The 12,719-nt window shown below is 65.7% G+C and carries 12 protein-coding genes; 11 read left to right on the top strand and 1 reads right to left on the bottom strand.

All coding sequences use genetic code 11. From position 1 onward, the window contains the following. Nucleotides 1-108 precede the first annotated feature (108 nt). The 3 genes from WJ438_RS04115 to WJ438_RS04105 are packed head-to-tail and all read left to right on the top strand — an operon-like array spanning nt 109 to nt 3,306. Complete coding sequence (locus WJ438_RS04115) at nt 109-1,281, top strand: acetyl-CoA C-acyltransferase (RefSeq protein ID WP_406723994.1); 1,173 nt, start codon at nt 109-111, stop codon at nt 1,279-1,281. Between the two features lie 22 nt (nt 1,282-1,303). Beyond that, nucleotides 1,304-2,083, top strand: coding sequence for an enoyl-CoA hydratase-related protein (locus tag WJ438_RS04110; RefSeq protein ID WP_406723993.1), 780 nt, complete (start codon nt 1,304-1,306; stop codon nt 2,081-2,083). Nucleotides 2,084-2,124: 41 nt separating this feature from the next. After that, on the top strand, nt 2,125-3,306 hold the full coding sequence (locus WJ438_RS04105; protein WP_406723992.1) for an acyl-CoA dehydrogenase family protein: 1,182 nt from the start codon (nt 2,125-2,127) through the stop codon (nt 3,304-3,306). Between the two features lie 22 nt (nt 3,307-3,328). Here the strand turns inward: WJ438_RS04105 and WJ438_RS04100 are convergent, their stop codons facing one another. Then, on the bottom strand, nt 3,329-3,949 hold the full coding sequence (locus tag WJ438_RS04100) for a TetR/AcrR family transcriptional regulator (RefSeq protein WP_406723991.1): 621 nt from the start codon (nt 3,947-3,949) through the stop codon (nt 3,329-3,331). Between the two features lie 257 nt (nt 3,950-4,206). Between WJ438_RS04100 and WJ438_RS04095 the strand changes: the two genes are divergently transcribed. The 8 genes from WJ438_RS04095 (at nt 4,207) to WJ438_RS04060 (ending at nt 12,709) form a co-directional block, all read left to right on the top strand. After that, entirely contained in the window at nt 4,207-5,340 is a 1,134-nt protein-coding gene (locus tag WJ438_RS04095) for a CaiB/BaiF CoA transferase family protein (RefSeq protein ID WP_406723990.1), read from the top strand. Between the two features lie 26 nt (nt 5,341-5,366). Then, on the top strand, nt 5,367-7,136 hold the full coding sequence (locus WJ438_RS04090; protein WP_406723989.1) for an acyclic terpene utilization AtuA family protein: 1,770 nt from the start codon (nt 5,367-5,369) through the stop codon (nt 7,134-7,136). A gap of 137 nt (nt 7,137-7,273) precedes the next feature. Then, a complete protein-coding gene (locus WJ438_RS04085; protein WP_406723988.1) occupies nt 7,274-7,462 on the top strand; it encodes a hypothetical protein in 189 nt (62 codons plus the stop codon). A gap of 187 nt (nt 7,463-7,649) precedes the next feature. After that, entirely contained in the window at nt 7,650-8,096 is a 447-nt protein-coding gene (locus tag WJ438_RS04080) for an iron-sulfur cluster assembly protein (RefSeq protein ID WP_406723987.1), read from the top strand. Continuing rightward, complete coding sequence (locus WJ438_RS04075; protein WP_406723986.1) at nt 8,086-9,210, top strand: amidohydrolase family protein; 1,125 nt, start codon at nt 8,086-8,088, stop codon at nt 9,208-9,210. The genes WJ438_RS04080 and WJ438_RS04075 overlap by 11 nt, the downstream gene beginning before the upstream one ends. Nucleotides 9,211-9,250: 40 nt before the next feature. Further along, a complete protein-coding gene (locus tag WJ438_RS04070) occupies nt 9,251-10,393 on the top strand; it encodes an epoxide hydrolase family protein (protein WP_406723985.1) in 1,143 nt (380 codons plus the stop codon). 28 nt (nt 10,394-10,421) lie between these two features. Further along, nucleotides 10,422-11,885 carry an FAD/NAD(P)-binding protein gene (locus WJ438_RS04065; protein WP_406723984.1) on the top strand — a complete coding sequence of 488 codons (1,464 nt, stop codon included), beginning with the start codon at nt 10,422-10,424 and terminating at the stop codon, nt 11,883-11,885. Then, on the top strand, nt 11,882-12,709 hold the full coding sequence (locus WJ438_RS04060; RefSeq protein WP_406723983.1) for an SDR family NAD(P)-dependent oxidoreductase: 828 nt from the start codon (nt 11,882-11,884) through the stop codon (nt 12,707-12,709). Before WJ438_RS04065 ends, WJ438_RS04060 begins: the two co-directional genes overlap by 4 nt. The last annotated feature ends 10 nt before the right edge of the window (nt 12,710-12,719 follow it).

The raw sequence follows: 12,719 nt of genomic DNA, 5'->3' as shown, positions 1-12,719 counted from the left end.
CAGTCGAGGGTCTTGACCGGGCGTGTGGGTGTACCTAGACTGCGGTCCAATCTTGGAGTTGCGTCTAATTTAGATGCGCCTACACGGGTGAAATGAGGGAGTTTGATCATGCGTGATGCGGTCATTGTTGATGCGGTACGAACGCCGGTCGGGAAGGGTCGTGCCACGGGAGCCCTTCACGACGTGCATCCGGCGGACCTGCTGGCACGCTCCCTTGCCGCGCTCCTGGAACGCACCGGCATCGATCCGGGCATCGTCGATGACGTCATCGCAGGCTGCGTCACCCAGCTCGGCGAGCAGGCGCTCAACATCGGTCGCACCGCGCTGCTCGCGGCCGGCTTCCCCGAGAGTGTTCCGGGCACGACGGTCGACCGGCAATGCGGAAGCAGCCAGCAGGCCGTCCACTTCGCAGCGCACTCGATCATCGCCGGGGGCTATGACGTCGCCATTGCGTGCGGGGTCGAGTCGATGAGCCGGGTGCCTATGGGCTCGGACACGCCGGAGGGCACGGACGTCTACGGCACGATGTTCGACGCGCGCTACCGGGACGGCATACCGAACCAGTTCATCGGTGCCGAGTTGATCGCTGACAAGTGGGGCCTCTCGAGGACTCAGCTGGACGAATTCGCCCTGTCCAGCCACGAGAAGGCCCACAGGGCCACCATCGAGGGCGCCTTCGACAACGAGTTCGTGAAGATGCCGGAGCTGAGTTCGGACGAGGGCATCCGCCCCGGCGGCACGCCCGAGTCGATGGCGGCCCTGAAGTCTCCGTTCTTCGATGAGGAGGCGGCGCGCCTCTACCCACAGATCGAGTGGCTGCTGACCGTCGGCACGAGCAGCCAGACCAGCGACGGCAGTTGCGCGTTGCTGCTGACGACAAGCGAGAAGGCCAAGGAACTCGGCCTGCCGATCCGCGCCCGAGTTCACTCGACCGCGGTGGCCGGAGACGATCCGGTGTTCCGGCTGACCGCGCTGATCCCGGCCACCAAGAAGGTGCTCAAGAATGCCGGTCTGTCGATCGACGACATCGGGGCGTTCGAGATCAGCGAGGCGTTCGCCTCGGTGCCGCTCGCGTGGGCGGCCGACCTGGGCGCGGACCTGTCGCGGGTGAACCAGCGCGGCGGAGCGATCGCTCTGGGGCATCCGATCGGTGCGAGCAGCGGCCGGCTGATGACCACGCTGCTCAACACGATGGAAGCCACCGGCGCCAGGTACGGGCTCCAGGCGATGTGTGAAGGCGGCGGCGTGTCGAACGCGACCATCCTCGAATTGGTCGACTGAGCAGTTGAAAGGAGCCCTTCCCATGCTGGACGGCTATCCGAGCACCGACGTACTTCACCTGGAACGGCGAGGCCGAGTTCTTGTCGCCACCCTGAACCGTCCTCAGCAGCGCAACGCGCTCAACACCGAGCTCCGGTCCGCCCTCCGCGACACCTTCGACCGATTCGACACGGACGAGAGTCTGCGCTGCGCCGTTCTCACTGGCAATGGCAAGGCGTTCTGCGCTGGCGGTGACCTGAAGGAGATGGCGGACACCAACATGGCCGTGCCGCCGGAGAACTCCTTCGTCATGCTCGGGAGCAAGGGCCGGCTGTCCAAGCCGGTGATCGCCGCGGTCAACGGGTACGCGATGGCCGGCGGCTTCCTGCTGGCCCAGGACTGCGACCTCGTGATCGCCGCGGAGGGGGCCACGTTCGCGATCAGCGAGGTCAAGCGCGGCCGGGGAGCGCCCTGGGCGGTGCCGCTGATCTCGATGCTGCCGAAGCGGATCATGATGGAACTCCTACTCACGGGCGAACCCATCGATGCACACCGTGCCTATGAGATCGGACTGGTGAACAAGGTCGTCCCGCCCGGCCAACTCGTGGGTGCGGCCGTTGCGGTGGCGGAGACCATTGCCGGCAACGCTCCCCTCAGCGTGTGGGCCTCGAAGCAGGTCGTTGAGGTGGCCACCGAGGTGGGGCAGTCTGCCGCTCTGCAGGCGGCTCACCAGATCTTCTACAGGGTGTACACGAGCGAGGACGCCGCCGAGGGCCCGCGCGCTTTCGCCGAGAAGCGCAAGCCCGTGTGGACCGGTCGCTGAACCGTTTGACCAACAACCGCGAAAGGAAGGTGGACACAGCCATGCCGATCGAGCGCTTTCCGCATCTGGAGATCAAGCGTGACCTGCGTGATGCCGTGCAGGCACTCTGCTCCAAGTTCGATCTGGAGTACTGGGAGGAGCACGACCGCGAGCACGTCTTCCCCGAGGAGTTCCGGCGCGCGTTTGCCGACGCCGGATTGTCGGGCGCCGTCATTCCCGAGGAGTACGGCGGTGGTGGCGGCACCATCGGCGACATGGTCGCGATCCTCGAGGAGGTGGCTGCCGGAGGCGGCGGGTTGAACGCGGCCAGCTCGGTTCATGTCCCGCAGCTCTGCGTGCCGTCGCTGCTCACGTTCGGATCCGAGGACCAGCGCCGCGAGCTGTTGCCGAGGATCGCCTCGGGTGATCTCTTCGTGACGTTCGGCGTGACCGAACCCGACGCGGGCACCGACACCACCAGGATCTCGACCCAGGCGACGAGGAAGGGTGACGGCTGGGTGATCAACGGCACCAAGGTGTGGAACACCGGTGCGCTGCGGGGCGACAAGATCATGCTGCTCGCCCGGACCGGCACACCGGAACCGGGCGGGCGCAAGGGAACGGGCCTGACGCTCTTCCTCACCGATCTCCATGCCGACACCGTCGCGATCAGCCCGATCCCCAAGATCGGACGCAACGCCGTCGCGTCCTGTGAGGTGGTGTTCCAGGACCACCCAGTGACCGAGGCCGAGGTGGTCGGCGAGATCGGCCAGGGCTTCTACCATCTGCTGCACAGTCTCAACAGCGAGCGTCTCTACATCGCGGCAGAGGTTCTCGGCATGGGGCGTTGGGCGATCGAGAACGCCACGCGCTACGCCGAGGAGCGCGTGGTCTTCAACCGGCAGATCGGGATGAATCAGTCGGTCCAGCACCCGCTCGCGCGCGGTTACCTCAACCTCCTCGCCGCGGCACAGGTTGTCTACCGCGCCGTCGAGGAGTACGAGGCCAAGGGCGGTGCGGCGGTCGGCACGCTCGCCAACGCGGCAAAGTATCTTGCCTCGGAGGCGGCCTTCCAGGCGGCTGACGACGCGATGCAGGTCTTCGGCGGCTATTCCTATGCACGCGAATACCACATCGGCCGCTTCTGGGCCGAGACCCGCATTCAGCGCATCGCCCCGGTCAACAACCAGATGATTTTGAACTACGTCGCTGAGCGGAGCCTGGGGCTGCCGCGCAGCTACTGAACGACGTCACGATCGGTGGATGTCAACCGTTCTGACCCGAGCTCGGAGGCACCGTCAGGCCCGGATCAGAACCTCCGTCGGGGCCGGCCGGGGCGAACGGTGCTTGGGGTGCGTAAATGCCCTGCAGGATGATGTTGACGACGATCTTCAGCTGGCGCTCAAGATCGAACCTCGGTGGGTATGCGTCGATCCACCGGTCCAGTACTGCGAAGTAGGACGTAGCCAGGATCAGGCCGATCTGGCCGGCATGGACGTGTGCCGGGTCGCCCTCATCCGGGCGAGCCTCCTTGATGATCGCGGCGAGTTCGGCCGCAAGTGGAGTGAGCGCGAGGAAGTTCGTCTGCTGCAGGGCCGGGGGGAGCAGGGCGCGGGTCTCGGCTTGCGCGTCCTCGCTGACGCGGGCCATCTCGGTCATGTAACTGTGGAGCGAGTTCTCCAGCGTCAAGCCTGAGCTGCTGCTTGCGGTGGCGGCGGCCGATGCACGGATCTGGCGCCGACGGGTCCACTCGTCCAGAAAGGCCGTCTTGCGCGGAAAGTAGTTGAACACCGTTTGCCGCGCGACATCAGCCTGCTCCGCGACCTGGTCCATCGTGACGTTGTCGAAACCCTCCGCAATGAACAGCTCGACCGCTGCGGCGTACACACGGTCCTTTCGGCGTTGCTTACTTCGGCTTCTGCGATCGGCGAGATCGGACTGATCGCGCGCTACCGACGTGGGCGTCGCGGAGTCGGGGGTGGATCGCTGAGGCATAGGAACCCTTCCTGGTTGAGCGCGTCGCTTGAGCAGTATCCGTCAACTGCTTGACCTACTCTCCCTCCCATCATAGATTCATGTCCAATCTTATACTCAAGTACACACTGTGCCTGGGTTGATAAGCGCGCGGAATGGAGGACAGAGCCGTGTCCGAGCCGATGCCCCTAGACGGTATTCGAGTTCTGGAGTTCGCCCATGCGATGGCGGGCCCGTTCTGTGGTGGTCTCCTTGGCGACTTCGGTGCGGAGGTGATCAAAATCGAGCGGGCGGGATCCGGCGACAGCCTGCGACGGATGGGCCCTGTCGGCGCGGAGAGCCTCTGGTTCACCGTGAACGGTCGCAACAAGCGAAGCGTCGAGGTGGACCTGGCCGATCCGTCGGACAACAAGTACGTCAGGGACCTGGTCGCTTCCAGTGACGCGATCGTCGAGAACTACCGACCGGGAGCCCTGGAGAAGTACGGACTGGGCTGGGACGACGTCGAGAAGATCAACCCCCGGCTCGTCATGCTGCGCATCTCGGGCTTCGGCCGTGGCGGTCCCTACAGCGACCGGCCGGGATTCGGCAAGATCGCCGAGTCCTTCAGCGGGGCGACCAACGTCACCGGTTACAAGGACACGCCCCCCGTGCATCCGGGTTATTCGCTCGCGGACCTCATCACCGGCATGTACGGCGCCTGGGGCATCATGCTCGCCCTCTTCGAGCGTGAACGCTCGGGCAAGGGCCAGATGATCGACCTCGGTCTCTACGACGGGCTGTTCCGGATGATCGAGTGGCAGATCCCGTTCTTCGAGAAGCTCGGCATCGACGCCGCGCGCAACGGCGCCTCCTTCCCCTTCGAGGGAGCGTTCGTCACCGAGATCTGTCCCGCCAGTGACGGGGCGTTCGTCGTGGTGTCCGCCGCCACGACGTCCACCATCGAGAACCTGATCGCGTTCCTGCGCGGTGAGGGCGTCTACGCCCTGGAAACTTCCAGCTCGGTCGAAGCCTCGGCGGCGCTGCGTCGTTGGGTCGCGAAGCATGAGGCCGGCGATGCCATCGCGCGACTGACCGAGGTCGGGGTGGTGACCGACCGGGTGTACCGGCCGAGCGACCTCGCGGCCGACCCGCACGTCAATGCGCGGGGCAGCCTGGTCGCCGTCGAGACCGAGGAGTACGGGACCGTTCGGATGCCCGCGCCGGTTCCCAACCTGATGAGGACACCCGGACGCATTCGCGCGGCCGCTCCGAAGCTCGGGCAGGACAACGGCAAGATCAACCTGAAGGGCGGTCAGGCATGACCACCGCGGAGTCCCGCAAGGACCGGTTGCGGATCGGAGCCTTCTCCGGCTTCTACGGTGACAGCCCCGAAAACATGAAGACGCTCCTCGACAACGGGGTCGACGTGCTCATGGGCGACTACCTGGCCGAGTTGACGATGCTGATCCTGCGCAAGACGCAGCTGCGCGGTGGCCCGGGCTATGCCCGCAGCTTCGTCTCGCAGCTGCAGGACAATCTCGCGCAGATCAAGGCGCAAGGCGTGAAGGTCGTCGCGAACGCCGGTGGACTCGCCCCCGAGGAGTGTGCTGCCGCCATCCGCTCGGCGTGCCGCGAAGCCGGGGTCGAGCTGACCGTCGCGGCGGTTGTCGGCGACAACCTTCGTGATGCCCTGGAAGGCGACCTGGGCAGGAACACAGTCTTGGCAAACATGGATACGGGAGAGAAGCTCGACCTCCCTGACCACGAGGTGCTCACCGCGAACGCCTACCTCGGCGCGTGGCCGATCGTCGAGGCGCTCAACGCCGGCGCCGACATCGTGGTCTGTCCTCGCATGACCGACGCGTCCTTGGTCGTTGGGCCGGCGGCATGGAACTTCGGCTGGGGCCGCGAGGATTGGGACAGGCTGGCTGCGGCCGTGGTCGTCGGTCACCTGATCGAGTGTGGTGGTCAGGTCACCGGCGGCATGTTCGGACACTTCTACGAGTACGACGACCTCGGCTACCCGGGGCTGCCGATCGCCGACATCGCCGCCGACGGCACCGCGATCATTTCCAAGAGCGCGGACTCGGGAGGCGTCGTCACCGTCGACACGGTCAAGGCGCAGCTCTTCTACGAGGTGGGCAGCCCCCGGTATCACAACCCAGACGTGATCGCCGACATCGCCTCGCTCCGGCTGGAGGATCTCGGCGACGACCGGGTGCGGGTCTCCGCTGTCCGCGGTAGCCGCCCCACGACGACGACCAAGCTGTCCCTCACCTACGAGGGTGGCTACCGCAACATGATGACGATCGGCGTCACCGGCGCGCACATCCCCGAGAAGATCGCCTGGCTGAAGCGGCAGATCGAAGGCCGGGTCGGAAAGCCCGAGGACTTCGACGGGTTCCGCTGGTCGGTCATCGGACCCAGTCGGCCGATCGACGGCTCGTTCGACGAGGCGACCGCGCTGGTCATTCTTCACGTCCGGGACCGTGATCCCGCCAAGGTGGGACGGAAAGGCTTCTCCGACAAGATCGTCCAGATGTGCCTCGCCAGCATCCCCGGCCACTACATGACGACCCCTCCCAAAGAGGGTCGGCTCTTCGGCGTCCAGTGGCCATGCCTGATCGACAAGTCGCTCATCACCCCGGTCGTGCGGATCGAGGGCCGGCCGGACGTCTCCGTCCCCTGGGTGACAGGCGAGGACACCGACCCGGTCGTTCCCGACAACGGCGAGGCGCCCGATCTCGCTCGCTTCGGGGACACGGTGCCGACAGTGCTCGGCGAACTGGCGATGACCCGTTCAGGTGACAAGGGCGGCAACGCGAACATCGGGATCTGGGTCAGGACACCGGAAGCATATGACTGGCTGGCCAGCTACCTCACCACGGAACGATTCGTAGAGCTGGTTCCAGAGGCAGCAGGACTTGCGGTCGACCGCTACCGGTTCGACAACCTACTGGGGCTGAACTTCGTGGTCACCGGCTTCCTCGAGGACGGCGTCTCCTCCTGTACGCGCGTCGATGCGCAAGGCAAGGCGGTCGGTGAGTACCTCGCCGGCCACACGGTTCCCGTTCCCGAATCGATCCTTCGCACCGCGGTGGCCCAGGCAGAAAACTGAGGACCTGTTCAAACGGTGGCGAACCGTCGCGACGGCATCGGCCTGTCCGATCCGGCGCTGTCGCGCCTCATCCGTCCGCTGGTCGCGCCCTCCTTCCGGCGACCTGCCGCTGGTTCGGCGTCGCGCGTTCGCCGTGGGTGACGGCCGCCGGCAAGGGCACCGCCCTCGTCGCCGTGCGCGATCCGCGCAGGCTGTTCCTGCCGTCGACGGCCATCGCGCGCAGTCCTCCGTCCTGGTCGTGCAGCCGGCTCGGCGCCGAACTGGCCGAGCCTCTCGACGCCTTGGGCGCCCCGGCCGGGACACCGCCGTGCCGCCGGGGGACTTGATTCCCTTCGAAGAACGTGACGCGGCGGCTCGCTGTACGTACCGGGCCGACGTGCTTGACGTCACAGGCTCACATAACTAGATTCCAGTCCATTCGTAGATCTCGATCCAAATTCGCCGACCAGTGCGCCGCGGGCACACGCCTGGGGTCCTGGATTCGAGTCCAGTGAGAACCGAGGAGGTAAGGCCGTGAGCGGAACCCAGCTGGACCCCGACAAGCTTCGCGATGAGGTCGTACGGACCGCGTCGTCGGTCATGGACCCCTGCAGTCTGGCAACCTCGCAGCCCCGCGATCTGGGGGAGATGGGCCTGATCGAGGAGGCCCGCGTCAGTTCGACGGGGGACGTCACGATCGACGTCGTTCTCACCGACCCGACGTGCTGGTTCTTCGCGGACATCACGCAAGCCATCGAGAACGTCGTCCGGGCCGTCCCCGGAGTCCGCAACGTGGTCGTCCAGCAGAGCGAACACCTGATGTGGACACCCGGCCGGCTCAAGTACCGGTCACTCCCGATCGTCGACCTCGGCCCCGACTCGCCCGGACTGCGGCGAGCAGATCCCCGGGACAACGTTGTTCCCGGAACGCCCGCGGAGAATTCGCCCGCCAAAGAACAAGGAGAAGCCCGTGGCTTTTAACGGCATCCCCGTCATCGACGGCGTCGTGCACGCCTACAACTTCACGAAGGAGAACACCGTCGACGACCCTGTCCAGGCCGACTGGGCGGCGCGGTACACGGAGGGCGCGCACCGCAACCATCGTCAGTACTACAAATCGCACTCGGACGAGTTCACGATGTCCGCCGAGGAGTTCAAGGGCGACCTGTCGGCGGAGGCTCTGGCGGAGACGGTCTTCCTGGAGAGCGATGTGGACATCGCCGTCTACCACAGCCTCCCGATGTTCCATCTCTTCAAGGACGGCCTCGCGTCCCTGGAGAAGGGTCTCGAGCTCAAGCGCAAGTACCCGGGGAGGTTCGTGGTCTACGCCGCCATCGAACCGCTCAAGGGCAACAAGTGCCTCGAGACGATGGAACAGTATGCCGAGCTCGGGGTCGACGGATTCAAGATGTATCCCTCGACCTTCTACCACGGTGAGTCGACCGGGTTCTACATGGACGACCCGAACGCGGCTTTCCCGGTGTTCCAGAAGGCCCTCGACCTCGGGGTCCGCAATGTCGCCGTCCACAAGGGTCGCCCACTTGGACCGGGTGAGATCGGACCGTTCCACACCTCCGACCTCATCGGCGCCGCAGGAAAGTTCCCCGACCTCAACTTCCAGATCATTCACGGCGGACTCACCTTCAACGAGGAGACTGCCGACGTTCTGCACCGTTACAAGAACGTATACGTGACGCTGGAATCCACGCTGAACTACACCTACACAGCACCCCGGTTCGTTCAGGAAGCGCTCGGACTCTTCCTCTACCGGGCACGCCCGGAGCAGCTCATCTTCGCGACCGGCTGCAACCTGGTGCACCCCCAGCCGGTCATCGAGGGGTTCTGGAACATGCAGATGCCCGAGGACCTGATGCTCGGCTTCGGATACCCGGAACTGACCGACGACATCAAGAAGATGATCCTCAGCGAGAACTTCGCCCGTCTCCACGATCTGGACGTCACCGGGACCAAGAGTGAACGCGACCGCGACCGGTTCGGCAAGGCGTTGGAGGGCTCCGGCGGACAGAAGCTGCGTCCCTGGTCTGTCCTCCGGGACGTCAGGACGCCACACGCCCAGGAACCGACCCACGTCTGAGGGCGAACGAAGCCCCCGGCCGCTATCGAGGGAAGCCACTGTGAAGAACGCAGAGCCATTCGAGGTCCATGTCTCCGACGAGACGCTGTCGGACCTGCACGACCGCCTCGAGCGAAGCCGTTGGCCCATGCCCGAGGAGTCGGACTGGCAACACGGGACGTCGGCGGATTACCTGCGCGGCATCGTCTCGTACTGGAGAGACGGCTATGACTGGCGCGCCCAGGAGCAACAGATCAATCGCTTCTCTCAGTGGCGCACAACGACCGGTGACCGGCTGCACTTCCTGATGGAGCCCGGGTCAGGGAGCAACCCGGCCCCGCTGCTGATCTGCCACGGCTGGCCCGGCTCCATCACAGAGTTCCTGGACGTCGTCGAGCCTCTCGCACATCCCGAGCGGTTCGGCGGGTCGGAGGCGGACGCCTTCACGGTGGTGGCGCCGCACCTTCCGGGTTACGGGTTCAGCGATGCCCCCAGCCAACACCTGACCCATCGCGACATCGCCGCGAGACTGCACACGCTCATGTCGGACGTGGTGGGCTTCGACAGCTATTTCGTCCAGGGCGGCGATGTCGGGTCCGGTGTGGTGACCTGGCTGGCGCACGACCATCCGGAGTCGGTGCCCGCGGTGCACATCAACACGGTGAGCTTCGCTCCGGAGGTGGCAGCGGATCAGCTCGCCGAGGAGGAAGTGGCGTGGCTGGCCGACTACGAGAAGTGGCGCCACGGAGAGTCGGCGTACAAGGAGATACAGGGGACACGTCCGCTGTCTCTCGCCTATGCGCTCACCGACTCGCCTCTGGGCCTGGCGGCGTGGGTTCTCGACAAGTTCAAGGCGTGGAGTACGCCGACCGAGGACGGCCGACCGCCCTTCTCCCGGGACCGGCTCCTCACCAATCTCATGATGCACTGGCTTCCAGGTCCCTATGCACCTATGTGGACCTACGGTGCCGCGAGGAACCACCGATCCCTGAGGTTGCCGGACGGCACTCCGTTCAGCACCCCTACCGGACTCTTCCTGTGTCCGTACGACATCCGGCTGCCGCCCCCGGATGCCTGGATCCGGCGCATCCACAACATGGTGCACCGAACCGACGCCAAGAGTGGTGGCCACTTCGCGGCCATGGAGATTCCCGATGAGTTCGTGACAGACGTTCGCGAGTTTTTCAGGCCGTTCCGCACGTGACCTGGCATGTCTTAGAAAGTGAGTTCGCATGACAACCAACGGAAGGTCGGTCGTCTTCATCGGCGCGGGCCCCGCTGCCATCACCGTCTTCTTGCGGCTGAAGCCCGGGGTCGAACTCGAGTCCGTCACCTTCGTCGACCCCAACCCGGTAGGTGCGGGCAACGTGTTCGGCGAGCTGTGCGCCGACGACTTCGAGTTCATGTGCAACTCGTCGGTCGCCTTGACCTCGCTCCGTTCCGACGATCCCGACGACTTCGTCCGCTTTCTCCGGGAGCACGGCTGGCAGGCCGACCGCGACACCCAGGTGCCGCGGTACATCGTCGGCTTTTACACCGTCCAGCGGGCGCGCGAGCACGCGGAGTTGCTGCGTCGGAGCGGCACGGCTATCAAGCATGTCTCAGCCCGGGCGGTGGAGATCGAGGCGATCGGCGACGACTACAGCGTGCATCTCTCCGATGGAAGCTCGGTGCCGGCCACGGACATCGTCCTCGCGGCTGGTCTGGAGAAGCCGATCGTGCCCCGGGTGCTGGATCATCTGGTCGGAGACCCGAGGTACTACGTGACGCCGTACCCGGGTTCCAAGCTCCGTGAGCTCCCCGCCGGGTCGAAGATTCTGGTCGTCGGCATGAAGGCAAGCGCGCTCGACGCTCTCGTGGCACTCCGCAACCGCGGCCATGAGGTCGCGATGTGTTCCCGCAGCGGTGAGTTCGCCTCGGTCCGGGACATCTTCCGTTACCCGCCGGAACCGATCCTGCCGCACGACGAGTTCGCCCAGCTCGATCTCGCCTCCGAATCGATCTTGATGGACGTCTACAAGCTGCTCGAACGCGCGGCGGCGTCGCGACCGGACGGCACGCGTCTGGAGGATCAGATCTCGGCGGACGGCCCCGCGCTCGCCCGGCTGAGGGAGGACGTCGCTCTCGCCGAGGATCGCAAGACGCGATGGTCGGACATGATCTATGAGTCCGTCAACATCCTCAACGACCTCTCGCGCCGACTCGACTGGAACGAGCACCAGGCGCTCGCGGGCACACTGCGTCCGCACACGCGCAGGTACATCGCCAGTATTCCAGTCGAGCTCGGCCGTCTCCTCGTCGACGGGCTGGACAGTGGGTGGGTGAGCCTGGTGGACATGCCCTCGCGAGTGGACCGGACCGGTCAAGGCTTCGTGGCGACCTTCCCGGACGAGCCGGCCGAGCGCCACTTCGACTACATCGTCAGTGCCTCCGGCTACCACCCTCCGCGGTTCTACGACATTGGCGGAGGCAGGCTGACGATCGATCGTGCACCGGCGGACGTCGAGCACGTCATCATCGACGGGGACTTCAGGGTGCCGATCGCGGGTGCGCCTCAGAACCGGATCTGGGCGGTGGGTCCGTCAACCGGGACGCGCGTCCCGTACGCACATCTCGTCTGGGTGGCTGCTCTCCAGGCGGCCGAGATCGCTGATGCCATTCACGCGGCTCCCGTCGGGATCGGGGCAGTTTCTTGAGCAACTACCAGACGCAGCAGGGTACGAACGCCTTCTCCCTCGCTGGGAAGACCATCATCGCCACCGGTGCGGGTTCGGGATTCGGCCGCCAGGCGGCTCTCCAGTTCGCGGAAGCCGGCGCGGCTGTTGCGTGCCTGGATCTGAACGGTGATGCGGCCCACGCGGTCGCGGAGGAGATCGTTGCCTCCGGGGGAAGTGCACGCGCGTTCGTCGCGGACGTCTCGTCGGCCGACGACGTGCAGGGGGCCGTCACCGGCACCGTCGACTGGACAGGTCGTATCGATGCGCTGTTCGCATCCGCAGGAATGAGTGGGCATGGCACGGCAGCCTCGGTTGCCGAAGAGGAATGGCGTCGCGTGATCGACGTGAACCTCAAGGGGACGTGGCTGTGCGCCAAGTATGTCCTGCCGGTCATGCTCGAGGCCGGACGTGGCTCGATCATCAACGTGGCAAGCATCGCGGCACTGGTCGGCATCAAGGACAACTTCTCCTACACCGCGGCCAAGGGTGGCGTCGTCGCCATGACTCGCGAGATGGCAGCAGACTTCGGGTCGACCGGGGTCAGGGTGAACGTGATCTGTCCGGGCACGGTCCCCACAGCACTCCTGCTGGCGAGTCGTCGAGCAAAGGTCATCGCCGAGGGTGCCACGGATGTCGAGGCGGCCGTGGCGGAGAACCTACGGCGCTCGGCGGAGGCCTATCCTGCGGGGCGCTTGGGGACCGTGCAGGACATCGCGAACATCGCGGTGTTCCTTGCGAGCGACGCGTCGCAGTGGGTGACGGGCCAGACGTTCGCCGTCGACGGCGGCTACACCGCGGTCTGAGTGCCAGCGG

The sequence above is a fragment of the Streptomyces sp. GD-15H genome (assembly GCF_045291515.1).
Lineage (GTDB): Bacteria > Actinomycetota > Actinomycetes > Streptomycetales > Streptomycetaceae > Streptomyces.
This window is presented reverse-complemented; position numbering and strand designations above follow the sequence as displayed.